A 24,212-nucleotide genomic window follows, 5' to 3' on the forward strand; every position below is an offset into this window, starting at 1 on the left:
GCAGAGGCGGTGCTGCCAGTCCTCCGCGATTGCGTCAGGTATGGCTACCGCCTATGGCGTCAAAGCCACCTTTACTACGGGCGCTGCCCATCTTTTTAAGGCTGAGCCACAGCCATTTCTATAGCCGTCTTCCTCGGTACTTTCCCCTATCCGCCGCAGATGCATGGCGCTCCGAAACCAAGCTATGCAGGGCCACTTCATCATCACCACCCAGAACCCCCTTGAGCTGAACGGCTGCGCCGAGGGGTTGAGTATGGTCTCCGTCAACGGACCGAAGATGAAAAAATGACTTAAGATCTTCCCCGGCGCGCTTAACGTCACCGGCGATGGGTTGGTGATTAAGCGTAGGATTGAGCATTTTAGGTAAGCCTGACGGCTTATAAAAGCTCCCAGCCAGAGCTTTCTGGCCGGGTGGGATATTTATTTAGAGACTAATTTTTTCATATGAACGATGCTGATATCATTAATATCCATTTTCATATCATCACAGAGAGATAGAGCAATGCTATACTCCTCCTCGGTAATTGGAATGTCATATTCACTAAGATGATCGCAAATTGTTTCAAATGCTAATCCTCGTTCATTGTGGTCAACATAACCAATTGCATCTTGTAATAATTCTGTATCCAGTCGGCCATAAAAAAGAGAGCCAAACTCTTTTACCCTTCCATCTAAATCATGCATCATTTCCCCCTTACTTTATTGGCTTATAATTTGTCGGCATAGGTGAGGCATCTGGAAAAGCAGTAATAATCTTTCCAGTTGCAGGCTGATAAACAACACGAATTCTCACACCACCTCTTTCCTCATAAGAGACCCAATTGGCGGGCTTACCCTTGCTTGTATAAATCCCTCCTGTCCCTGTTTGGGCGTACCATTTAGTATTCGGAGAAGTGGCAATATCACCAACTTCATGAACAATTTTATTCGCTGACCAGGTTGGTGGATAAATACTTTTTCCGGGATTACCGGGATACATATGGCCACCACCAGTTAGACTCTCACCATATAAAATATGTTGCCTCGCCTCTGGCGAAAGGATATCAACATACTTCAGGTTTTCAGGGCTAATTTTAAGCATGTCTACCGGGAATATGTTTTTCCCGGTAGAACGGCTGCTTTCCTGCCAACTGATTGTGCTTTCTGGTGTGAAAATTCCTGTATCCGTCTTTTTAATAATGTTCTGCCCGGCAACACCACCGAAAATGGCAATACTTCCAAGACTAACATTTAGAGCGCCATCATGATATTGACCGTCAATTATCTGACCAATACCCGTTCCTGCCTTCCAGGCTCCTCCAGCGGCTAAAGTAGCACGGGCTGCGGTTCCAAGGCCCCCCGGTAGAGTCAGCAAAGCATCTGTTCCCATCGCAGCCTGCCCCGACTGAGCCGAATACATTTTCAGGTAACCTAACGCTTCATAATAACTGCTGGTATCACCGCCGCCGCCCGGGTACCCCGGACTTGGTTTTAATGCCGGCTCACGGCTTAGTATGGAGTTTACTGACTGCAAAGCTTCCTCGGGCGTAAATCCTAATTTTGTCTGTAGTTCGTAACCGTATACGTTCAGATAAGCTGCCAGTTGCTGGCGTTCGGATTGCGTCATTGACTGTGGTTCTGTCAGGTATTTAGCCACCAACTCATCGCTCTGACGATCCACATTGTTTTGCCGGACGATTTCTCTTGAGGCAGCAAGAAGATCTTTACCGGACTGTTGGTTCTGTACGGCTTTATCCAGCTTATCCTGGCTCTCCGGACCCAAGAAGTTATTCTCAACCGTCGTCTGCCCGGCCTTCGCGGCGGTCGCTACCGCTTCCGTGCTGTTGCCGGCCAGTGCGCCTGCCAGGCCGGAGGCCAGCGTGGAGAGCGCCGCAACCGTTTGTTTCTCGGTCTCATTCAGCTGCGAAGGGTCTTTTTTGTATGCTTCCTTCGCAATCAGGTACCCCATCGCTTCGCCGACGGCCGCGCCAGAGGCACCGGCCAGCGCGTTCTGTCCCTGTACCTTCGCCAGCACGGCGTTGACCACCGCGTGGGCCATTATCCCCGCCGCCGTGTTTTCCTCGGTGATGTTTTTACCGATCTCATTAGCGATATACGGCGCGGCCGCACCCGCTAACGCGGCATTCAGGTTACCGCCTGCCAGCCCGCTGACTGCGGCGGTCGCGGCGGTGATTGCACGCTGCACATCGCTGCCGGTGCCGGTTTTTTCGGTCACTTTTTTGTAGACGGCCGTATCGCGCAGCGCCGCCAGTTTTGCCAGGCGCTCTTTCTCCGGCAGCCCCTGAAGTGACGTGCCCGTCTGGGCTATCGCCGCTTTCAGGCCATCGAGATCGCTCTGCGTGCGCACAATATCGGCCACCTGATTACCGATATCGCTGACCATCTGCACGGTCTGCAGGCGAGTCTGCTCTTTCTCTTTGTTAAAGATCGGGCTGATGGCGTCGTTGGCCTGCGTTACATCCCTTTGCAGTCCGTCAATATCCTGCCGCTGGTTCGCCTTATCACGAACGGTAATGGTGCCTTCCGACACCGCCGCCTGGGTGGTGCCCTGCGCATGGCCGGAACTGCCCACGGCCGACATGAGCGTACTGGCCGCATTGAGCGCCCCCTGCGCCCCAAAGCTACCGGATGAGCTGAAGCCGCCGCCGGAGTGCGACACCTTATAATCTGCTTTGTTGGTAAGATTACTGTAGCCCAGCGTACCGGTATCAAGGCGGTTTTTATCCGCCGTGGCGGTGCTGCCAATTGCCCCGCCGTTGAGCTGGGTATGGCTACCGACCGTAACGTCAAAGCCACCTTTACCAGCGAAGATCCCGCTCTGCTCGGCCACGCTGTTGAAGGTGCTGTGCATTTTGTCCTGGCTAAAGTTAACATAGCCGGAACCCGTCATGCTACCGAAGGTAAAGCTGCCGCCTGCGCTCACGCTGCTCTGTTTCGAGTCGTAATGATTGCTGTCCTGCAGGCTGGTGACCGTCAGGTTACGCCCAATGTCCGCCGTCACCTGAGCACCGCTCACCTGCGCGCCCGTCAGCGACGTATCCTGCCCGCTTCGCAGCGACACTTTACCGCCGCTGTCCAGCGTGGTTTCGGTCCAGTCGGTGCCATCGCCTTTTTCATGGCCTCTTGCCGCGTTGACGTTAGCAAAGACGCTAAGGCCCGCGCTTCCCTGCCCAACCCCAAAGCTGACGCCGACCCCGCCGCCGCTGCTGCTGTTGCTGCCGGTGGTTTTCTGCGTATTCGCCGCGCCGGTCAGGAGAATATCCCGCGCCGCATTCAGGCTGGCATCGCCGCCCGCTTTCATGCTGCTGCCCGCAACCACAATATCGCCGCTGTTAGCCCCGTGATGTTTACCGGTAGCCTTAATTGACAAATCACCGCCCGCATTGAGCGTCGAACCACTCACCTGATCCGACGTCTGATGCTGCTCCGATTTCGATTTTTGCGTATTAATCGAGGCGCTGATGCGGATACCGGAATTGGGCTCGCCAGTGGTGTCCGCCATCTCTTTGCCCTGCATCGCCTGATAGCCCGAAAGCACCGATTTGGTGGCCTGGAGCGCGGCAAGACGAGAATCGCCTTGTTTTGAGGCATCCTTTGCCGCCGTCACTGCATTACTGACGGCATCGACCACAGCGCCGGTAAGCGCAATGGTTAACCCGCTGCTCTTCTGTTCGAATTTCTGATCAGAGGTGCGTTTATCATGGCCCGGATCAATCACCACGCTGTCACCCGAGAGCGAAAGATCTTTTTTAGCGATAAGATCCGAACCGCCGACGTGCAGCTGATGACCTGCGCTGATGGTCACATCGCGGCCATTGCTGCCGACGGTGCTCTGACTTTGGCTCTGGCTGGTGCCCTTCTCTTTCAGATCCTGTTTGGTTTTGCTGCTGCCGATGGTAAACCCGATACCGCCGGAGCCCATCAGGCCGCTCTTTTTCTTCTCATTTAACTGCCAGTTCGAATCGGTATTGGTGGCGGCGGTGATGTCCACGTTATGCTCTGCACTCAGCCCCACATCGCCATCACCCACCACGGATGAGCCTTTCACCCGCAGATCGTTACCCGATTTCACCGTCACGTTATCACCGCTCAACAGCGCCCCGACTTCCCGCGTGGCGCTTTGTTCAGAGATGTTGTGCAAGGTGGTTTTACTCAGAGAAGCGCTCTTGTTTTTGGTCTCTTCTTTATAGTGATAATCGGTTTCGGTGGCAGTGCTCAGGCTGACATCGCGTTTCGCCGTCACCGAGACATCCCCGGCGCCGACGACATTACTGCCGCTGACGGCGACGTCGCGCCCGGCGCTTATCTGCACCTCACCCGCGTTCAGCGTCGTGCCCTCTGCCTTCCGGGTATGGACTTCCTCATGGGTTTCCTGGCTTGCCGCAGAGAGCCAGCCGCTGCTTGACTGTTTGCTGTGCTCCGTAATATCCGTCGAGGCGCGCCCGGCGGTGAGAGTGATATCCCGGTCCGCTTTCAGCTGCGCGACGCCGTCCGTCTTTATCGTGGCGGCGACGGCATTGATATCCCGCCCGGCCGTCAGTTGCAGATCCCCAGGCGTCGTGATGGAAGTGCCGACATCCGTTTGCTGATCGACCGCGCGATTATTGCCTTTACCCCAGTCGCCGCGCTCCTGATGACGCGTGGTCAGGGTGCTCAGCTGCAAATCGTTGCCCGCGGCGATCGCCGTTTTCCCGGCCTTGCCGGCATTGGTGATGTCTGATGCGATCAGCGCGACGTTATTCAGCGCGCTCAGGCGCAGCTCGCCCTGATTATTCTGGACATAAATGCCCGCCGGGCGATCTATCCAGAGCTCGCTGTCGTCACCGCCCGTCGTAGAGGCGCTGGTGATGTCATGCCCCGCCAGTAGCGCCACCCGGTCGCCGCCGCGGATCTGCCCGCCGATGTTGTCGATGTTCTGACGGGCGCTCAAATCGACGCGGTTGCCGCTGATAAAGCCGCTGTTGCTGAGGTTTTCCGCCGTGACCTGCGTCACCGCGCGCCCCTGAATCGCGCCGCTGTTGATAACGTCGCCGCGGCTGGCAATTGCCACATCATGGCCGCCTATCAGCGCGCCATCGCCGGTGAGATCGCCCTGTTTAACTCGCGCGTAGACCTGCGGCACCTGCACCGTCTGCTGCGTGCCGTCCGGCAGGGTCACCTGCTGATTCACCAGCCAGACAATATCGGAGGTCAGCAGCGCCATCTGTTCCGGCGACAGCGCCACGCCCGGCTGCAGCTGATACTGCTTGCCGAAGGCGATGCCGTTGTTCATGAGCCCTTTGAACTGATCTTCATCGCTACTGTAGTTGCCCAGATAGCGGTTGCCGGTAAGCTGGGTGACCTGATCGCGCACCAGGTTCTGCTCGTAATAGCCATCGCCCAGACGCTTTTGCACCAGGTTCTGGTTATCGGCGAGCGCCGCCTGCATGTAGTCGCTGCCAAGCCACTGCTTCTGGTTGGTAAAGCGCGGGTCGGTCTCCACCAGGTAATGGCTCTGGCTCTCGGGTTTTACGCGAAACAGGCTGTTATCAGGCAGCGTCATGTCTGGCGTCACCACGCGGATCACCGGCGTTACCGCCTGTCCGTTGACGGTGCCGGGCGGCAGCGTCAGCGCAAACTGCTGGCCGGGCGGCAACGCCAGTGGTCGGCTGCTGAGCGGGGTTGCCTTAAGCGCGCTCAGCGTTACCGGCGCGGCGCTCGTCAGCCCGCCCGCATTGCCCGCGCTGCGTGCCGTGTCGGCAACGCGTTTATCCTGATGGCCCTGCGCCTGATAGCCGCTGCCCTGCGCGCTGCCGTTGGCCTGCCAGACCAGCGTTTGCATATCGATAGTCTGTGTGACGGGCGCGGGGCGATAGTTGCTGCGGCTTTTCCCCTGCGAGGTTTTGGTGCCGCCCAGCTTTTTCTTTTTCTTCTTCGAGTACCAGCGCGTCTGCCTGCCGACATCCGTTATTACGCGCGTGCCTTTGGTGGCCAGGTTATTCAGTACGCCGGTATTCATCCCCAGCGCGCCGCCCGCCACAATCTGGCTGTCGTGGTTGGTCAGCCGATCGGCGTTAAACTGCATATTGCCGCCCGCGAGGATTTTGCCCGGATCGCTCTGTTTAACCTGCGTTTCCTTCACGGTGCGGGTAAAGGTGTACTCGTAAAATTTTGAACCGCTACTGCCGTCGGGCATTTTGGCGGTATGTACGCCATATTTGTTTTTATGGCTGGTATCGACATCGCTCCAGTCGTAGTGGGTCGGCTGGCCGGAGAGCGCCGCTTCGTGGTGCTGGGCGTTTTCCGTCGTCACCACTTTCGTCACCAGCTTGCGGTTGCTGTTGTCTATCTGCGCCACATCTATCTGCGCATCACGGCCCGCCTCAATGGTGGCGCCATCGTTATTGAGTTCGCCGCCACGGCCCGTCGCGTGGAGATTGGTGTCCAGTGCGCCGCCGATGTGCATATCGCCCGCGCTGTAGATAAGCGCATGGTCGCGGTTGTCGATGGCGCTCGCGCCGATATCCAGCCTGTCGCGCGCGGCGATCACCGCCGCTTTGCCCTTCTGGCTCAGGTTGTTAAGCCTGCCGGTTTCGATAGCGACATGATCGCCGTAGATACGGCCCGTGCCGGTGTTGTTCAGCACACCGGCGACCAGATGCGTCAGAACGCCGTCAATCAGCCCGGTGTTGTCCAGCGTGTCGCGGGCGTTGAGATGCACCGCCTGACCGCTGATCTCCCCCTGCGCGGTATTGTTGATATTCTGCGCCTGGAGGCGCATCTCCCCGCCAGACGTCATGCTGCCATCGTTACGCAAATCGCCTGCGGTGGTGAGGGTCAGATCGCCATTCGCGCCGAGCGCCGCCGTGTTGCGAAAGCCGCTGCCCAGCGTGAGCGTGAGGTTGCCCTGCGAAAGCACCTTGCCATCGACGCTTAACGACGCGGCGCGCAGGCTGCCCGCGCTGCCGGCAATCAGCGTGCCGCCTTTGTTATTGATTGCCAGCTGCTGGCCTTGCGTCGCGTCGTGCAGATCGAACGCGCCCGCCGAGCTGGTCAGGCCGCCGCGGTTATCCAGCATGCCGTTGATGCTGGCGATGAGTTGCCGGGTGGCGCGCAGCGCGCCGTTGCCATTATCAAGACGCTGCGCCGTCAGATTCAGCGCACTGGCTTCAATGCCGTGCTCTCCCTTGCCGGTATCGCGGTTAAGGATCTCCGCGGCGCTAAGGTCGAGGTTTTGGCCGCCGCGCACCAGGCCGCCGCGGTTGTCGAGCTGACGCGCCAGAACGATGCGCCCGTCACCGCTCGCCTGCACCTGGCCTGCCCGGTTGTTCAGGCTGTCGGCGTTCAGCGTGATGCCTGCGGCGGAGAGTAATTTGCCGTCCTGGTTCAGCAGCGCGCCTGCGCCCGCGTTCAGCACAAGATCGCTGCCGCCCTGGATATGGCCGCGCTGATTATCCAGCGAGCCGCTGTCGATGCGGGTCGCGCCCGTGCCCACCACCCTGCCGTCCTGGTTAGATAACGTCTGGCCGGCGGTATCGATAAGCAGATCGCCACCCGACTGCACCGTGCCGCTGTGGTTATCGACACCCTGGCTGTGCAGCAATAAACCGCCATTCCCCGCCATCTGCCCTTGTGCATTATTGACCGTGCCGCTCATAAGCTCGGCGACGCCGCTGGCGGCAATAAACCCGCTCTGGTTGTCAATATCGCCGCCGCGCAGTTGCAGATTGCCCAGCGCGATAATGCCGCCCTGCGCGCCGCTGTCACGGTTAATAACGGCGTCGCCTGCGGTATCAAGCGTCATATCTTTATTCGCCTGCAACCGTCCGCCGCTGTTATCGAGCCTGCGGCTGGCGAGGGTCAGCGTATCGCCGCTGGTCAACGTGCCTGCGCTGTTATCAAGGCTACCGGTGTTGAGCTGCGCCGGGCCGTTGACCTCTATCTGGCCGTGCTGGTTATTCAGATCGCCGCCGCGCAGCACCGCCGCGCCGCCTGCGATCATGCGCCCCTGACGGTTATCGATAGCACCGGTGTTGAGCGTGGCGTCGCCGCCGGTGGCAATCTCGCCATTCTGGTTATTGACATCGCCGCTGTTGAGCGTCAGCGCGTCGGTGGCGATCAACGCCCCGCGATCGCCGTTATTCAGCGTCTGTTGATGGGTATCGACCGCAAGACGGTGTGCCGATTGCAGCGTGCCGCCCGTGTTGTCGAGCGCCTGGGTGGCGAGCGTCACATCGCCATCCGCGACGACGCGCCCGCCGTTATTGGCGAGCGTGCCGCCCTGAATATCAGCCTGCCCCTGGGCGGCTATCACGCCAGCGCGGTTGTCCATCTCGCCTGCCAGGATGCGCATATCCGCGCCGCTCAGCAGGCCGCCCTGCGCCGTGGCGGCGTTCACCAGCGCCTGGCCGTGGGTATCTGCCCGCAGAGCATCGCCCGCCTGCGCCAGTCCGCCGGTGTTATCAAAACGCCCGCTGTTGAGATCAAGCGCGCCATCCGCGACGAGCTTGCCGCCCGCGTTAGAGAGCGCCTGCTGCCGGGTGTCGAGCGTCACCGCGTCGCCAAGCAGCGTACCGCCGTCGTTGTTAAACGCGCCGCTCTGGCTGGTCAATGCATCCTGCGCTTCGATGCGCCCGCCCTGATTGCCAAGCTCATCGGCTATTTGTAGCGTCATGTCGCCACCGGCCGCGGCAAGATGACCGCGCTGGTTTCGCAGCGTCTGCGCCTCCAGCGCGACCGCGCGCGCGGCGAGTATGTTGCCGTCGCTATTATCAAGCGCGCCCGCCACGTTAAGCCGCTGGCTGGCGGCGCCGGCTGCGAGCAGCGTGCCTGCGCTATTGTCCAGCGCACCGGCATGCAGTTGCAGATCGCCGTTGCTTTCCAGCCGCCCCTGGTGGTTATTGAGGCCCGCGGCGACGTCGAGCGTCATGGCCTCGCCGCCCTGCTGCTGCATTATGCCGCCACGGTGTGACAGGCTTTGCGCCTTCAGGGCTACCTGCTGCGCCTGCGTGGTGGCGCCGTCCAGATTCATCGCCTGGCCCTGCAAGTTGAGCTTGCCTGCAGAGAGCAGTTCACCCTGCGCGCCGTCCAGCTGCTGCGCCGTGACCGCCATCTGCCCCGCGCCGCTAAGCTGCACGGTTCCCTGCTGGTTATCCAGACGATCCGCCGTCAGCGTCAGCGCGTGGCCGGTGCTCTCCAGCAGCCCCTGACGGTTGTTCAGTTCCGGGGCCTGCACATTAAGATCGCCTGCAGTAATGATCGCGCCGCCGCCGTTATCGAGGCTCCTGGCCTTCAGCCTCAGCGCGTCGCTGCCCTCCTGGCGCAGCAGCCCGCCGCGGTTACTCAGCACAGGCGCGTTGAGCGTCAGCTTTTGCGCCGACACCTGGCCGCGATCGTTAGTGATGCGCTCCGTGGCGTTAACATCCAGCTGGCGGCTTTTCACCGTCGCGTCGGCGGTAGAGACGTCACCTGCCGTGGCGGTGAGCGCAATCTGGTCGGCCAGCGTCTGGCTTGCGCTCATATCAACGCGCGTTCCGTGCGCCGTCAGCCGCTGCGTGGCGAGGTTTAGCCCCTGCGCCGCCAGTTCCCCGTTGCTGTTTAACGTCAGGCTGCCGGGCCGCGTGGCCGCGCCTTTATCATCAATGCCTGCGGCAAGCGTGCTGGTCTTTGTGCTGTTGATGCGACCGGCGCGCGCCGTCAGGTCATCATGGGCCACCACGCTGCCGCTGTTGTTAAGAGCCCCCTGGGTGGCGAGATCGATCTTTTTGTCAGCGCGCATGCTTCCCGTGTTATCGATGCCGCCCTGGCTTGCGATGCGCAGCGCATCGCGGCTTTGCAGCGTGCCGCGGTTCTCCAGCCTGCCGTCGGCGGTGAGTCGCAGCTCGCCAGCGCTTGCGCCGAGCTCGCCTGCGTTGCGCACGCCCACGCCTTTTTCGGTGCCCACCAGCGTGATTTTATTGGCGTACATGCCGCCGAGCGCCGAGACGTCCACAGCGAAAGCCGGTTTATTCTCCGCCTGCGCTTTCACCTGAGTGACCGCGCCCGCCGCGCTGACCTGATTACGCCCCGCCACCACGTTCAGCTGCTGCGCATGGATCTGCGCATTGACGGCCACCGACTGGGCGATCAGCTGCGTGTAATTGCCCTGGGTGTCGTTGAGCCCTTTGCCTTCGATATTGATGCGCCCGCCGTTAACGTCGAAGCTTTTCAGCTGGCCGTTCTGCATGACCGGCGTGCCGGTGGTCAGCGTGTTGCGGCTGGCGTTAATAAAGCCGCAGCCATTACAGGTAATGCCCGCCGGGTTGGCTATCACGACATCCGCGCGCTTGCCTGCCACTTCGATAAAACCGTTGAGCTGGCTCGGATTGCGGCTGTTGACCTCGTTGAGGATCACCCGCGCTTCCTGTTTGCCAAGCCACGGGTTGGCCGTCACCATGCCGCCCAGCTGGGTGCGGGTATTTTTGTGGCTGTTGTTGAATACCGCGCCGCGTCTGTCAACGTCGAACCGGGAGTAGGTGTTGCGGGAGACGCCCGCTGCGCTGGGTTTCTGAATATTGACCTGCGGCAGCCCGTTCGCCGTCGATATCACGGTGGGCTGCTGCTTGCGCGGCGCGTTGCCGTCCGCCACGATGTTCGCCTGAGCGGGCAGGCTCACGCAGCCCGCCGCAAGCCAGAGCGCAAAGGAGAGTGGATGAAGGCGTATCTCGCGCCTGATCGCTGCCGCGCCGGTACGTTGACGCGCGCTACGGCCGCGGCCACAGCCCGCTATCTCCGCCACCACCATCAGCATGCCGCGGGCTTTGTTAAAGATCAGGCGATATAAAAGCTTGTTCATCGTGCTATTCCCTGGGTTATCACGCGCGCCTTTCCGGGCGCACTCGCGCAGTCGTTAGTAGTTCCAGTTGAGGCTAAAGCCAAAGGTGACGGGGTCGGTTTTAAAGCCAGGCGGCTTTGAGAACGGGACGCCGCTGAACAGGTCATAGCTCAGGTGCGCGCGCTCAATCGCGCCACGCATTCCCAGCACGCCGCCCGCCAGATGCTGGCCGCTCAGCTCGGCGTGTGTGCTGCTATTACCGCCCACTTCGCCATAATCCGCCCCCAAATAGAGCTCCTGCGCGGGCAGCGGGGTACTCCAGGCGAGCGTGTTTTGCAGCGTCCAGCCGCGGCTGGCGCTAAGGGTGCGCTCACCGTCAAAGCCCCGCACCGTCCAGCGGTTGCCGATGGAAAACTCTTCCTGCGGCGTCAGCGGCGTGTCGCTCATCTGACGGTTGTACTGGGTCGTCCAGCTGAAGTCCTGCGACCACAGCGTAAAGGGCATGGTCAGCGAGGCTTTCCAGGTCACTATTTTTGAAAGCGCGGTGGCATAGGTCTCGTCATCAACGTCTTCTTCCCAGGCAGGCTGCGCGCCGAACCAGCGGGTGCCACGCTGGTAACTGACGCTGGCGTCAAGCGTGGCGGGCCCCAGGTAGTGACGATGCTCAAGGCCTAAGCGCCAGGCGCTGGTGCGCCGCCGCTGGTTCTCCACCTCAACATCTTCGATATAGTTGCGCGCTTCACGCATGAGAACGTCCCAGGTCACGCTGGTTTTAGAGGCCGCGCCGCGATGCAGCACGCGGCTTAGCTGTACGTCCAGGGAGTGGCTTTTACCGGCGTAAAGGATGTCTGCGTTGCGCCCGGCGATGGTCTGGCTGTACTGGTAGTCGCTGGCGGTCAGCCCGAGCGTCCAGTAGCCAAATGGCACCGAATAGTGACCGGAAATGTTTTTGCTGCTCTTGCGCCCGGCGAAGCCCAGATCGCGGCTGGCGGTGACATAAAAGAGATCGCTCAGCAAGGCGGGGTTATCCAGCGCCAGCATCACGCCGCCCTGATAGCGGCCCGTGCTTTCCGTACCGGTGTCGTCAACCCAGGCGCCAACGCGCCAGAACCGGCTCTGCACGCGCTGAATAACAATATCGCTCTCGCCTGGCGCATCGCCGGGCTGAAGCTCCATACGCGCCTGCACGGTCGGCAGGCGCTGCATATTCTCAAGCCCCTGTTCGATATCCCGCAGGTCGAGCAGATTACCCGCGTGGGCGGGCATCGTCGGCCAAAGCCGGATATAGCGCCCGGAGTCAGACGTCAGCGCGACGTCGCGGATGCGGCCTGGCACTATCCGCAGCGTGAGTTCGCCTTCACGCAGATCCTGCTGCGGGGCCAGCACGCGAGTCGTTACCCAGCCGTGTTCAATGATGCGGTCTTGCAGGGTGCCGATAATCATATTAATGCCCTGCACGCCCAGGCAGTGCCCCACCGCCTGGTCCGCCAGGCGCTGTAGCGGCACCCAGTGAGGCAGCGCCGCTTTGCCGGTTAGCGTCACGCGCTTGATAGTGAAGCAGGGGTTCTCATCCGGAAACTGCAGATGTGAGGATGACGCGGTGGCAACCGGGATACGAATATCCGGCGCTTCCGCGGCGAGCCGGGCTTCACGCGCCTTTTGCTGTTGCTGCTGATGCTGGAACTGTTCTTCCGCCTGCGGCAAAAGAGACGGGTCGCCAGGCGCCGCAATAAGGGTGACGGGAAGCGTCGCCAGCAATAATATCAGCCCGCGCCCAGGAAGCGCTTTTCCCTGCATATAAAATCCACGTAATGAAAATAAAAGAGTTATTTTAGGAATTAACCCTATTTTATCGCTCCCGTTAATTTAGTATCAATTGCCTTTATATGACGCAGTTACATAAAAGAATAAAGCGTTTAAGAGACGCAAACCCACAATATATACCGCAAATAATTTCACTTAGGCCGCCGCAAAATAATCAAAGCGGCAATGCGCATAACAGACACGCTTATTATTTACTTGCACAGCCCCAGTTTCACTTAATAAACCTGCCGCAGATAATAATTATTTCCAGTGAATATCACGCCGTGGAAATAAATAACCGGTTGTTATTCTCATTAGTGTAAGCCCGGAGCCGTTACTGGCGTTCAGGCGTTGCGGCTCTTTCGCCGCGCAGACGCGTTTTCTCCCGGGCGACCAGATTTATGACTAAGCTCAGGTGAAAAGCGTGTACACTGCTGCGCTCTTTTACCTAAGCGCCCCGGAGGCAACAGTATGAACGAAGGCCCATTGACCGAGAAAGAGCTGCAATGGCTTGACGATATGCTGGAAAAATATGGCAGCGAGGCGTCGATTGTTGACGTCGCCGAGCTGGATGGCCTGCTGACCGCCGTGCTTTCCGGCCCGCGCAGCATTGAACCGAGCGAATGGCTGGTCGCGCTCTGGGGCGGACAAAACCGTATTCCGCGCTGGAGCAACGAGCGTGAGATGAACCGCTTTATGTCGCTGTGCTTCCAGCATATGAATGATATCGCCGACCGCCTCGCGGAGTTCCCGGAGCAGTTTGATCCGCTGTTTGGCGTGCGCGAGACCGAAGGCCAGGAGTTCACCGTGGTGGAAGAGTGGTGCTTTGGCTATATGCGCGGCGTGGCGCTGAGCGACTGGTCATCACTGCCTGCATCTTTACAGCCCGCGCTGGACGCCATCGCCCTGCACGGCAAGGAAGAAAACTTCCCGCAGTTGGAGGCGCTTTCACCTGAAGAGCTGGAAGAGCGCTTTGCGGCGATCCGCCCTGCGGCCCTGGCGCTGCACGACTACTGGATTGCCCAGCCGGACGCAATCCAGGAGCCGCAGCAGCCGCTGGTGGCCGACCAGAAACCCGGACGCAACGATCCCTGCTTTTGCGGCAGCGGCAAAAAATATAAGCACTGCTGCCTGCACTAAATATGATGCGCCTGCGGGCGCATTATTTTAGAAGGGGCGGATCAGCGCCCCGCGTTGTTGCGCGTCAACCTACCGTTTTTCTCTTCGTGACGATGCCCGTTAGCCCGTGGCTTTTCAGCTCGCCGCGACGCCGGCGGGTTTAAACGTCATGGCTATCAGCATCAACACCACTACGCCTGCGCTCATCACCAGCCACGCGGCCGTTAAAGAGACGTGGCTGTCACGCACGAGCCCGGCAATCAGCGGCATAAGCGCGGCAATCATATACCCGCCACCCTGCACTCTCGACAACAGTTTGCCTGCCTCGGCAGGCGTGCGCGCGTTATCAAAAGTGACAATCAGCGAGAGCGGGAACAGCGCCCCGATGCCGGTGCCCAGCAGCAGCGTTGACAGTACCGGCGTCGTCCCCGGCGCAAACACGAGACACAGCAATCCGGCCAGCAGCGCCAGTAAAACGACGAACAGCGGAAGGCGGCGGTCGGGGAAGCGATGGATCAGCGCGGAAACCGCAAACCCGGCGACCACTTCCGTTAACGTGAGCCAGGCCAGCATATAGCCGCTGCTGCGCGCGCTCCAGCCGGCCTGAATGTAGAGAGGCGGCAGCCAGGCCAGCACCAGCGTGTAGGCTCCGGTGCCAATCCCAAAAAACAGCAGCAGCCACCCGGTACGGGGCGTGGCGGGCGAGCCCTTTTGCAGGGCGATGTTTTGCTGCGGGCGATTTCTCGCCAGCGGCAGCCACATCAGCCATGCCAGCAGCGCTAACGCGCCTGCGGTGGCCAGCGCAGGTTGCAGCCCCAGCCGTGAAAAAAGCGGCTCGGCGCTGGCGGCGGCGAGCGCGGCGCCCGCCATAATGCCGGTGCTGAATAACGACATAAACGTGCTGGCCGAGGCCGCATACCTTTTTTTAATCAGGGCAGGCATTAACGCCTGAATCATGCCGATACTGGCTCCGCCTGCCAGGGCGGTGATCATCAGCCCCGTCAGCGACGCCGTAAACCCCCGCACGATACAGGCAATGAATAAGAGAAAAAGAGCGGCCAGGATGCCGCGTACCGCTCCGGCTCTCGCCAGCAGCCACGGCCCGCTGAAGGCGGCCACGCCCATCATCGCGACCGGCAGCGTCGTCAGCAGGCTAAACGCTGTGGCGGATAGCCCCACTTCGCGCTGCAGCACAGTAAACAGCGGCCCGATGGACGCCAGAATGGGGCGCAGATTCAGCCCGACCATAAACGCGATAAAAGCGAAGAGCAAAGGCGATGAGGCGATGCGTTTCACAACATGCTCCTTATAAGCCGTGGCCGCCCCGGCACGGTGCCGCGGGCATTTATCTTAACGTTAAGATAAAATGCGGACTGGTGTAAGATGTACCGCACAACGCGACAAATTCCCACATCATCAGGGGTAGAAATGAAAGACCATGTAGATGTTGTTATCGGCCAGTGGCACCGCGCGATGCCTGAACTGGATGCGTCGTCGATGAAAATTTTCGGGAGAATGCTGCGGCTCATTAAGCATCTTGGCAAAGCGCGAGCCAGCGCGTTGGCGCCGTTCGGCTTTCGCGACGGCGAGTTCGACGTGCTTGCCACCCTGCGCCGCGCCGGTGAACCCTATTGCCTGTCGCCCACTCAGCTTTATACCTCGCTGCTGGTCACCTCTGGCGCCATGACCCATCGCCTGAATCATCTTGAACAGCAGGGGCTCATTGCCCGCCTTACCGACCCTGACGATAAGCGCAGCACGCTGGTGAGCCTCACCGCCACGGGCCGTGAGCGTATCGAAGCGGCGCTGGTCGTTCATACCGCGACGCAGGAATCGATACTGCAACCTTTATCGGGGCCTGAACGCCAGCAGCTGGAATCGCTGTTACGAACGTTATTGCTCACCTTCCCGGCGGAAACCAGGGCGGAGAACGCGTAAAACTGAAATTCCCAACGGGCAGGCGTCATATCGGCTTTTCATTGGCTGATAATGTTGCCTTGCGCTTATTCATTCCACGCACAGAGAACAGGGAAATGCTAAAAATACTCGGTAAAAAAACGTCGATAAACGTGCGTAAAGTCCTCTGGACGTGTGAAGAGGCGGGTGTTGATTATCTGCAGGAAGATTACGGCAGCGGCTTTGCCCCGACGCAGACCGCCGCGTTTAAGGCGCTCAACCCGAATGCGCTGGTGCCGGTGCTTATCGATGAGGGGTTCGTGTTGTGGGAGTCTAATTCGATTTGTCGCTACGTGGCGCGTAAGGCTTGCCGGAACGATCTTCTCCCTGGCGAACCGCAGGCTGCGGCGAGCGTGGAACACTGGATGGACTGGCAGGCGACGGAGTTCAACAACGCGTGGCGCTATGTGTTTCCTGCGCTGGCGCGTAAAAACCCGGCGTATAACGATGAAAACGCCATCGCTCAGGGCATTATCGCCTGGAACCAGTGTATTGAAATTGTTGAACAGCAACTGCGCGCTACCGGTGCGTGGATGACCGGAGAGACCTTTACGCTTGCCGATATTGTCATCGGGTTATCCGTTAACCGCTGGAAAATGACGCCCTTTACCCACCCTGACGTCCCCGCCATTGACGCCTGGTTTGCCAGGCTCAACCGGCGGCCCGCCTTTTTGCGTCACGGGAATAACGGAATGGTATAAGGCGCGCCGTTACGCTCTCTCCACCATGCCGACTATCGCGTCGCGCAATTCCGCTTTCGCCGCGCTGGCGTCAATCGCGCCGATAGCGACCGCCCACGAAAGCCCTTCGGCGGCACCGAACATCGACCACAGCGCGGCGTCGCGCAGCGCCCCCTGCGCGCGAAACGGCGCGAACAGCGCGCGGCATTTGGCGGTAAACTCAAAGGCGTACTCCTGGCGCAGTTTTTCCAGCTCCGGCGTGCCGGAGAGCGCCGCCATCACGTTTGGCATTTCACGGCCCTGCAACAGCACGCACTCGATGTACGCATCGGCAATAACAGTCGCAAGCGGCGTCAGCTCTGGCGCGGTGCGCGCAATCGCCTCGTCCAGTTTGCGGGTCTGGCGCACGTCATACTCGCGATAGAGCGCCGCCAGCAGGCCGGAGCGGCTGGTGAAATGATCGTATACCACCGGTTTGGTGACGCCCGCCCGCTCCGCGAGCCTGCCGAGCGTCAGCGCCTCGGTGCCCTCCTCGCGAATAATTTCCCAGGCAACCGTCATTAATTGGGTATTGCGCTCCTCGCGGCTGAGCCGCGTGCGCGTGCGGGTATCGGACATGCGTATTCTCCTTGACAGAATAACCTACTAAAAGTAACTTACTAATGGTAGGTTACCTTTGGTATATCAGATTACGTCCATTGCCGCCCGATGGCAACGCAGGAGGAGTGAACATGCACGCATTAATAGTGGTTTCCCATCCGTCAGCGCAATCGCTGACCCACAGCGTCGCGCACGCGCTCGCCGAAGGCGTCAGCGCCGCCAGCGCGCACCACACCGCGCAGATTGCCGACCTGACCCGCGAGGGCTTTAATCCGGTGTTTAACGAGGCCGACTACGCGGCGTTTATGCAAACCGCGCCGGTACCGCCGGACGTCGCCAAAGAACAGGCGCGCCTCGATGACGCCGACGCGCTGGTGCTGGTTTACCCGGTCTACTGGTGGTCGATGCCGGGGCTGCTGAAAGGCTGGATCGATCGCGTCTTTGCCAATGGCTGGGCGTATGAAGAGCGGCCGGAGGGCGGGATCGTGAAAAAGCTGGGGCACCTGCCGGTGCATCTTGTCGGCATCGGCGGCGCGGATCGCAAAACGTACGAGAAACATGATTACCGCCAGGCGTACCACACGCAAATCGCCCACGGGATTTTCGACTTCTGCGGCGCGCCGGTGGTCAGCAATGAGATCCTGTTCCTGCCGGAGCTCAGCGCGCCTGCCGCCGCGATAGACCGCGCGCGCACGCTCGGCACGCAGATCTTTACCACTCAGGCGTAACGCGCGTTACGCCCTGAGACCGGCAGCGTCCAGCAATGCCTGCCAGAGCGCGCCGGTCTCGCCGCTGGCTTTCGCCGCCCGCTTCGCGAGCGGCTCCGGCTTACCCCACAGCCGGAACAGCACCGTGTAAACCTCATCAGACGGCATATCGCAAAGCGCCGCCGCCAGCGCGCGCAGCGTCCCGGCGTCATCCGTCGGCGGGCGTTTTAGCTTTAGCGCGTCGGTGGCGACGCGCAGGCATGCCACCAGCGCCGGTGCCGTCTGCGCATTCAGCGTATAGCGCGCCATCAAGGCTTTGATAAAGCTATCCTGCACCGACTGATGCTCGTCATCGACCAACGCCATAGTGTCCGCCAGCAGCGGGAAATACGCCTCGCCTGCCAGCGCCAGGCCGAAAACGGCGTAGCTGCCCGGCATACAGCATTTCTCCGCCCCGGCATCGGCGTACCACTCATACTGGCGCATCGCCGCGCGCGCATAACGTTCAAGCGCCGGGTGGCAGGCTTCATACGTCAGGGCGTTGGCGAAAAACCGGTGCGTGTCGTTGCGCGCAAGGCCCTTGATCGGCAGCCATTCCCTGACGCCAGACTTCAGCTTAAGGGCATAGCTGCGCGGGAAGTCGTCCGCCAGCAGGCGACACAGAAACGCCAGCGCCTGCGTATACGCCGCGGCGGACTCCTCGCGGATATGCACCGTCACCCGCGCCAGTACATCGTTAGCCGCACAGCTCACCTGCTCGCTCTCAAAAGTCACGACATCCTGCGCCAGCGCGCCGGTGCCGGTTTTCAGGTACGCGGCGGCTTTTTTAATGCCGAGCTGCTGCGCCAGCGTCAGGAATTGCAGCCCTCTGGATTTGCTGTATGACGGCTCAAAACGCAGGATAATCAGCGCGGTGTAGAGCAACAGCGCCGTTTCGTCTGCCGTCGGCGGCGGCGCATCGGGCCTGCGCTGATACTGACGCTCCCGCCAGGGCGTCTCCTGCGCCGTAAACCAGCGCGGCAGACACTCGCGCTCCACATAATTGCTTAGCAGATACGCTATCCAGTGGCGATGTTCGGTCAGCGCGGCGCAGCCCTGGTTCAGCTGCTGGATGCGCTCGCAATCGCGCAGCAGCGCCGGAATGTCAGGCTGCGGGTAAAGCTCGCGATTTAGCGCGTTGCCGCAATAAAAGAACGTGGAGGTCGGCTCGGTCGGCGCGTCGCCGTGAGTCAGTACGTCGCGCTGATGATCCTGCATTGCCTGGTGCAGCGCGTCGATATGCTGCGCGTCGCGCTGCTCAAACAGCGTGGCCTGCACCCGCCCTTCGCACGTGGCGAAACGCGCGTCAACGTGGAAGCGCCAGGCGCGGAAGGACGTCTCGCGGCGCAGCGTATCAAGCCTCGCCCCGATAAGCGCTGTCAGCGGCGCGAGCCAGTCGACGCGCACCTCATCGGGCGACAGCGCGCCGTGCCATCCGCCCGGATCGTCATCAGCGTCTTCCTCGAACCTCTCCTCCAGCGTGACCCGACGCGACTCAACATTCAGCATCAGCGAATAGTCGCCCGCGCGCAGCGGATGATCGGGTGGCGCGTCGGGCGACGTAAAGCGTTCCGTGGTGTCGTCGAACCAGCGGTTAATCAGCGTGAGCGCCTGCTCGACGCGTAACGGGGCAAAAACAGACATCGCATTATCCTTTCAGACAGTTGCGAGGGTTATACGCGGCGCGCGCGTGGCGCTCAAGTGCGGGATCTGGTGGGAGCAAAGAAGAGAATAAAAACAACACCCGGCGCGTCGCAGCCTGCCGCCCTGCCTGCGGGTAACGCAGGCTCAGGACGGCCGCCGTGCAACGCCGGGCGGCAGCGCGACGCCGGGCCGTCAGGCCGCCGCGCCGCTGGTTTGTGCGGCAAGGTGCGCAGCCCACAGGCTCGCCACCCATTTCACGCCGCGCGCCGTAAAGCGCGGTTGGGAGAACGTATGCAGGTTTTCGCCGACGCCTGAACGCAGCGTAAAGTACCCCGCCTGCAGGTGATGGTGCTGCGGCACCAGCGTGCCATTAGCGCGCTGCATAATGTTGCGCTCCAGCAGGAACTGGCGGAATTCCGGCTCCTTCACCTTGAGCATTTTGCACAGCTGGCGAAAGCCCAGCGACTCTTCAACCTGCACGAAACGGTCGAAGAACTCGGCTTTAGGGGCGAAGAGAGCCAGCTGCTGCTCCGCCCGCTGACGCTTTTCATACTGCTCGGCCCAGGCGCGCGCGGCGGCGGCCGGGTTGGTAAAATCCGGCAGGCTGGCGTTGCGTTCACGCTCCTGCCAGCGATCGAGCATTTCGGCGGTAAAGGCCGGCGAAATGCGGGCGACCGTCAACAGCGAGTCGCGTTTATTTAACAAAAACTCCTGACGCATCTCCCCGTCCCGCTCGTACAAATTAATGCCGATGGGCTGGGACAGGCGCTGCGCCGTTTCCAGGCTTTTAATCATGCGCTTCACTTCACTGTGGGCAATACCTGTCAACGTCGCGATTTCACGGCTGCTCATTGTGACCGATTGATCCTGAGCATTAAGATTTTCCAGCGGAATCATCATAGGTTTCACCACTCATTCACTGACTCAATTACAACAACACCTGGTGCTTTGTAGAAATAGTATACAGGCACCTGGTTAAATATCCAGTAGATTTTTTAATCGGTTTTACTTAAGTGTCAGGCGTGGCGCGGGTTGCGCAAAGAGGTCTGCTATGTGTTTAAAAAACAAGCTTTTCTGTAACGCGCGTCGGTTTGCGCTCCCGTCGCGCCCATAAAAAAAGCCCGCATCGGCGGGCTTTCAGCAGAGAAAATCGGGGTTATTCGAGCCCGGCGCGGTCGAGACCGAACGCGGCGTCCTGGCTGCCGGGTGCCATTTGCGAGACTAATTGCAGACGGTTCCAGCTATTGATGATGGCAATCGCAAAGGCGATTTCGGCAATCTGCGCTTCAGTAAAATGCTCGCGGGCTTCCTGATACAGCGCGTCGCTGACGCCCGTTTTGTCGATATGCGTCAGCGCCTCGGTTAAGGCCAGCGCCGCTTTTTCCCGCGCGCTGAAGAGCGGCGACTCGCGCCACACCGCCACATGGTGCAGGCGCAGCTCGCGCTCGCCCGCCATTCTCGCCTCTTTACAGTGCATATCGACACAGAACGCGCAGCCGTTAAGCTGCGACGCGCGAAGGTCAATCAGATGCTTGAGTGTCGGCGTCAGGCTGCTTTTTTTCAGCGCCGCACTGGCGTTCATCAGCGTGTTGACCAGCGCCGGAGCGGCCTGGTAATGGTTTACGCGCGTACTCATGGAGACTCCTTACGTCACAATAAAATGCACTCTCCTGTGGAGTGCGTCGGGATTTCCCGGCTATCTTACGGCGCTATGACATAGTAAAAAGGGTCAACAATGAGGAATCGAGGCAGGACATGAAGCCAGGCTATCGCGAGATTTACCAGCGTTACCGCCAGAACATCCATGACGGCGTACTGAAACCGGGCGACCGGGTGCCGTCTATCCGTCTGCTGGCGCAGGAGTTGCAGGTTGCGAAGAAAACCGTCGAGGCGGCGTATGCCGTGCTGGTGGGTGAAGGCTATCTGGTGAGCCGCGGGCCGCAGGGCACCTGCGTCAACCCGGCGCTGACGCCCGTGCCGCGCCTCGCCGACAACGCCCCTGTCGCCGTCCACGAGGGCGGCCCGCTCGCTTGCGAAAGCGAAGGCTATCTGCGCCCCGGCATTCCGTCGCTGGACCGCTTTCCCAACAAGAAATGGCTGCTGCTGTGCGCCCGCGCGACGCGCGCCATGCGCCCGGAAGAGATGGTCAACCCGCCGGTCGCGGGCTATGCGCCGCTGCGCGCGGCCATCGCCAGCTACCTGACGATATCGCGCGGCGTCACCTGTACCGCCGACGATATTTTCATCACCAGCGGCTATCGCGGCAACCTGCTGCTGACGCTCCAGGCCCTGCTGGGCCCCGGTGAGAGCGTGGCGCTGGAGGAGCCCGGCTATTTTATGGGCCAGCGGCTGCTGAAAACCCTCGCGCCCGCGCTGCATCCGGTGCCGGTGGATGATGAAGGCATGCAGGTGGCGCATCTGCAACGCCACTGCCCGAACGCCCGGCTCGCCATTGTCACGCCGTCGCACCACAGTCCGCTTGGCGTCACGCTGTCGCTGCCGCGCAAACAGCAGTTGCTGGCCTGGGCGTCAGCGCATAACGCGTGGATTGTCGAGGATGACTACGACGGCGAGTTTCACTACACGCGTAATGTGCTGCCGTCGCTCAAAAGCCTGGATACCGATGACCGCGTGATTTACATCGGCACCTTCAGCAAGACCATCATGCCCTCGGTGCGCATCGGGTATCTGGTGATGCCGCGCGCGGCGCGTCACGCCTTTCTGGACAGCGGCGCGCTGCTCTGCGGCGGCCAGCCGCTGCTGATGCAGAAAATCCTCGCGGCGTTTTTAAGCGGCGGCGATTTCTATACGCACCTGAAAAAAATGCGCGCGCTCTACGCCCGGCGGCGTGAGATAGCGATCCGCGCGCTGCACGCGGTCTTTCCCGGCGTGTTTGCCACGCCGCTTGAGGATGGCGGCATGCATGTGGTGGCGTATCTCACCACGGCCACCTGCGACGAGGCGCTCGCCCGCGTCTGGCATCAGCACCAGTTGCAGGTGAGCGCCCTCTCGCCCTGGTATCTGCTGCCCGACAAACGCTACGGGTTGATCATCGGCTATACCAACCTTCGCTCTTACGACGAGGCGCTGGCGCTCCTGACCCGCGCGGCGGCAGACACCCGCGCGCTACTCTCCGGTGTGCGCTGAACGCGGCTATTTGCCGAGCTTCGAGAGCATCTCCGGGTGCATGAACCGGTTAACCACCAGCATAAAGACCACTGACGGGAGCAGCAGGATCAGCGCCGTGATCGAAGACACCTGATAGTTGCCCGACATACTGGCGTTATAGAGCAGCAGCGGCAGCGTGCTGAGATCCGGCGCGCCGACAAAAAACGCGCCGGTAAACTCATCCAGTGATTCAAGAAACACGAAAATGCTGGCGGCGATAATGCCCGGCGCCGCCTGCGGCAGCACGATGCGCAGGAAGGTGTACGTCGCGCTCGCGCCGAGATTGCGCGCGGCGCGGGCAAGCTGCGGGTCGACGCTGCTGAAGGCCGCCACGCTTATCCAGATGGCGTACATCATGCCGTGAACGCTGTGCACCAGCACCACGCTCGCCACCGTCCCGTTAAGCCCCCACTGATAAAAGAGCCGCGCCACGTTCATATAGACCGTGAGCCCCGGAAACGCCTGCGGGATCAAAAACAGCAGCATAAAGAAAAAGCGCAGCGGCATCGCCTTGCGGGAGAGCGCGTAGCCGGCGGGCACCGCCACCGCGAGGCACACCCCCACGGTGAGCAGCGCAATGACGATACTGGTGAACAGCGATCCCCCTACGTCGCTGTAGGGGCTGAACACCTGCGACCAGTATTTCATCCCCCACACGTCGGGCAGCGTGTGCGGAAAGTACCAGCGCTCCGCCACGGTCCAGATAAGCAGGTTCAGCACCGGGCCCAGCAGCATCAGCAGCAGGAGCACCAGCAGCAGCGTCTGCCAGAAGAAGCCCGCGCGAAACGGCGTCAGATTAAAGGCGCGCGTGGGCGTCAGCGCGCGATTTTCCACTATCGGGCTCATGCGTGGACTCCTTTCTCTTTCAGCGTATGGCGCAGATAAAACCACGATAGCGCGGCGCAAATCAGGTACGAGATGACCCCGAGCGCGTTCGCGACGTGATAGTCGCCGTAAGAACTGACGCGAAACGCCATATCGACGGTCATCATGGTAGGCGTGCCGGTGCCTATCATCAGCGGCACCGACAGGACCGAGAGCATCGTGACGGTGGAGAGCACCAGCGCCACGCCGAGCGTCGGCATCGCCTGGGGCAGGAGCACCTGCAAGAGGATGCGCAGACGCGACGCACCGAGGTTTTTCGCCGCCTGGATCTGCGCGGGCTCAATCGCCGCCATCGCGCCGCAGGTCAGGAGCGTGACAAACGCCATCTGCTTCCAGACGAACGTAATAATGATGCCCTTCCAGCCAAGCCACGAGACGGTCTCAAGCGGCGTCAGCAGGCCGCCCGCCACCAGCGCGTTATTCATCAGGCCGTTTTTGGCGAGAAACGTGCGCATCATCTGCGCCGTCACGATAAACGGAATGAACAGCGGCAGGCGGTAGAGCAGCCCGAACGCGCGCGCCAGAAACGGGTATGGCGAAAGCACGATGACGCCGGAGAGCGTCACGGCGATAACCGCCAGCAGAATGACCGACACCAGCACAATGGCGAGCGAGAACAGAATATCCTGCGAGTAGAGGTCAATCACTTTACGAAAGTGCGCCAGGGTCAACCCTGAGGCGTCGTTGACAAACGCCGACACCAGCGAGAAGCCCAGCGGATATAAAAACAGGACGGCAGTGAGCAGCGCGGCAGGCGCCACCAGCAGGCCGTAACGAAGGGATGGTCTCATCAGGCTATTCCCGAAAAGTCACAATAAC

At 60.6% G+C, this 24,212-nt stretch carries 15 protein-coding genes; 5 read left to right on the forward strand and 10 right to left on the reverse strand.

Annotation, left to right across the window (positions count from 1 at the left end; translation table 11 throughout):
• Positions 1-420: 420 nt before the first annotated feature.
• The 3 genes from AFK67_RS11405 to AFK67_RS11415 are packed head-to-tail and all read right to left on the reverse strand — an operon-like array spanning position 421 to position 12,589.
• On the reverse strand, positions 421-687 hold the full coding sequence (locus AFK67_RS11405; RefSeq protein WP_032967434.1) for a MafI family immunity protein: 267 nt from the start codon (positions 685-687) through the stop codon (positions 421-423).
• A gap of 7 nt (positions 688-694) precedes the next feature.
• Positions 695-10,813 (reverse strand): hemagglutinin repeat-containing protein, encoded by a 10,119-nt coding sequence (locus AFK67_RS23280; RefSeq protein ID WP_144421361.1) that lies wholly within the window; start codon positions 10,811-10,813, stop codon positions 695-697.
• A gap of 54 nt (positions 10,814-10,867) precedes the next feature.
• Complete coding sequence (locus tag AFK67_RS11415) at positions 10,868-12,589, reverse strand: ShlB/FhaC/HecB family hemolysin secretion/activation protein (RefSeq protein WP_038883409.1); 1,722 nt, start codon at positions 12,587-12,589, stop codon at positions 10,868-10,870.
• Between the two features lie 477 nt (positions 12,590-13,066).
• Between AFK67_RS11415 and AFK67_RS11420 the strand changes: the two genes are divergently transcribed.
• Positions 13,067-13,735: a YecA/YgfB family protein gene (locus tag AFK67_RS11420; RefSeq protein WP_007728757.1), complete on the forward strand. Its 669-nt coding sequence runs from the start codon at positions 13,067-13,069 to the stop codon at positions 13,733-13,735.
• Positions 13,736-13,849: 114 nt separating this feature from the next.
• On the opposite strand, the gene AFK67_RS11425 is transcribed toward AFK67_RS11420, so the two are convergent.
• The gene (locus AFK67_RS11425) at positions 13,850-15,010 is read right to left on the reverse strand and encodes an MFS transporter (protein WP_007728759.1); all 1,161 of its coding nucleotides are present in this window, start codon (positions 15,008-15,010) and stop codon (positions 13,850-13,852) included.
• Positions 15,011-15,142: 132 nt separating this feature from the next.
• On the opposite strand from AFK67_RS11425, the gene AFK67_RS11430 reads away from it, so the two are divergent.
• Both AFK67_RS11430 and AFK67_RS11435 read left to right on the forward strand, forming a co-directional pair.
• A complete protein-coding gene (locus AFK67_RS11430) occupies positions 15,143-15,652 on the forward strand; it encodes a MarR family winged helix-turn-helix transcriptional regulator (RefSeq protein WP_007728761.1) in 510 nt (169 codons plus the stop codon).
• Between the two features lie 95 nt (positions 15,653-15,747).
• Positions 15,748-16,371 carry a glutathione S-transferase family protein gene (locus AFK67_RS11435; RefSeq protein ID WP_007728763.1) on the forward strand — a complete coding sequence of 208 codons (624 nt, stop codon included), beginning with the start codon at positions 15,748-15,750 and terminating at the stop codon, positions 16,369-16,371.
• A 9-nt stretch (positions 16,372-16,380) separates the two neighbouring features.
• On the opposite strand, the gene AFK67_RS11440 is transcribed toward AFK67_RS11435, so the two are convergent.
• Positions 16,381-16,968, reverse strand: coding sequence for a TetR/AcrR family transcriptional regulator (locus AFK67_RS11440; protein ID WP_038883407.1), 588 nt, complete (start codon positions 16,966-16,968; stop codon positions 16,381-16,383).
• A 113-nt stretch (positions 16,969-17,081) separates the two neighbouring features.
• Here AFK67_RS11440 and AFK67_RS11445 point away from each other — a divergent pair, with 113 nt between their 5' ends.
• On the forward strand, positions 17,082-17,678 hold the full coding sequence (locus AFK67_RS11445; protein WP_007728765.1) for an NAD(P)H-dependent oxidoreductase: 597 nt from the start codon (positions 17,082-17,084) through the stop codon (positions 17,676-17,678).
• Between the two features lie 6 nt (positions 17,679-17,684).
• Here AFK67_RS11445 and AFK67_RS11450 read toward each other — a convergent pair whose 3' ends face one another.
• The 3 genes from AFK67_RS11450 to AFK67_RS11460 form a co-directional block, all read right to left on the reverse strand.
• Positions 17,685-19,340, reverse strand: a complete 1,656-nt coding sequence (locus tag AFK67_RS11450; RefSeq protein ID WP_007728766.1) for a DUF6138 family protein — start codon at positions 19,338-19,340, stop codon at positions 17,685-17,687.
• Positions 19,341-19,532: 192 nt separating this feature from the next.
• Positions 19,533-20,240, reverse strand: a complete 708-nt coding sequence (locus AFK67_RS11455; protein WP_032967424.1) for a phage antirepressor KilAC domain-containing protein — start codon at positions 20,238-20,240, stop codon at positions 19,533-19,535.
• 256 nt (positions 20,241-20,496) lie between these two features.
• The gene (locus AFK67_RS11460) at positions 20,497-20,976 is read right to left on the reverse strand and encodes a carboxymuconolactone decarboxylase family protein (RefSeq protein ID WP_007726400.1); all 480 of its coding nucleotides are present in this window, start codon (positions 20,974-20,976) and stop codon (positions 20,497-20,499) included.
• A 119-nt stretch (positions 20,977-21,095) separates the two neighbouring features.
• Between AFK67_RS11460 and pdxR the strand changes: the two genes are divergently transcribed.
• Complete coding sequence (gene pdxR, locus AFK67_RS11465; protein ID WP_038883404.1) at positions 21,096-22,487, forward strand: MocR-like pyridoxine biosynthesis transcription factor PdxR; 1,392 nt, start codon at positions 21,096-21,098, stop codon at positions 22,485-22,487.
• Positions 22,488-22,493: 6 nt separating this feature from the next.
• On the opposite strand, the gene AFK67_RS11470 is transcribed toward pdxR, so the two are convergent.
• The gene (locus tag AFK67_RS11470; RefSeq protein ID WP_235047910.1) at positions 22,494-23,243 is read right to left on the reverse strand and encodes an ABC transporter permease; all 750 of its coding nucleotides are present in this window, start codon (positions 23,241-23,243) and stop codon (positions 22,494-22,496) included.
• Positions 23,244-23,350: 107 nt separating this feature from the next.
• A complete protein-coding gene (locus AFK67_RS11475) occupies positions 23,351-24,184 on the reverse strand; it encodes an ABC transporter permease (protein WP_007726392.1) in 834 nt (277 codons plus the stop codon).
• Positions 24,185-24,212 lie beyond the last annotated feature (28 nt).

The sequence above is a fragment of the Cronobacter dublinensis subsp. dublinensis LMG 23823 genome, assembly GCF_001277235.1.
GTDB lineage: Bacteria > Pseudomonadota > Gammaproteobacteria > Enterobacterales > Enterobacteriaceae > Cronobacter > Cronobacter dublinensis.

Coding starts and splice junctions, on each gene's coding strand:
- pdxR (WP_038883404.1), top strand. CDS start 21,096: ATGAAGCCAGGCTATCGCGAGATTTACCAGCGTTACCGCCAGAACATC.
- AFK67_RS11475 (WP_007726392.1), bottom strand. CDS start 24,184: ATGAGACCATCCCTTCGTTACGGCCTGCTGGTGGCGCCTGCCGCGCTG.
- AFK67_RS11445 (WP_007728765.1), top strand. CDS start 17,082: ATGCACGCATTAATAGTGGTTTCCCATCCGTCAGCGCAATCGCTGACC.
- AFK67_RS11470 (WP_235047910.1), bottom strand. CDS start 23,243: ATGCTGCTGGGCCCGGTGCTGAACCTGCTTATCTGGACCGTGGCGGAG.
- AFK67_RS11455 (WP_032967424.1), bottom strand. CDS start 20,240: ATGATGATTCCGCTGGAAAATCTTAATGCTCAGGATCAATCGGTCACA.
- AFK67_RS11460 (WP_007726400.1), bottom strand. CDS start 20,976: ATGAGTACGCGCGTAAACCATTACCAGGCCGCTCCGGCGCTGGTCAAC.
- AFK67_RS23280 (WP_144421361.1), bottom strand. CDS start 10,813: ATGAACAAGCTTTTATATCGCCTGATCTTTAACAAAGCCCGCGGCATG.
- AFK67_RS11420 (WP_007728757.1), top strand. CDS start 13,067: ATGAACGAAGGCCCATTGACCGAGAAAGAGCTGCAATGGCTTGACGAT.
- AFK67_RS11430 (WP_007728761.1), top strand. CDS start 15,143: ATGAAAGACCATGTAGATGTTGTTATCGGCCAGTGGCACCGCGCGATG.
- AFK67_RS11440 (WP_038883407.1), bottom strand. CDS start 16,968: ATGTCCGATACCCGCACGCGCACGCGGCTCAGCCGCGAGGAGCGCAAT.
- AFK67_RS11415 (WP_038883409.1), bottom strand. CDS start 12,589: ATGCAGGGAAAAGCGCTTCCTGGGCGCGGGCTGATATTATTGCTGGCG.
- AFK67_RS11405 (WP_032967434.1), bottom strand. CDS start 687: ATGATGCATGATTTAGATGGAAGGGTAAAAGAGTTTGGCTCTCTTTTT.
- AFK67_RS11450 (WP_007728766.1), bottom strand. CDS start 19,340: ATGTCTGTTTTTGCCCCGTTACGCGTCGAGCAGGCGCTCACGCTGATT.
- AFK67_RS11435 (WP_007728763.1), top strand. CDS start 15,748: ATGCTAAAAATACTCGGTAAAAAAACGTCGATAAACGTGCGTAAAGTC.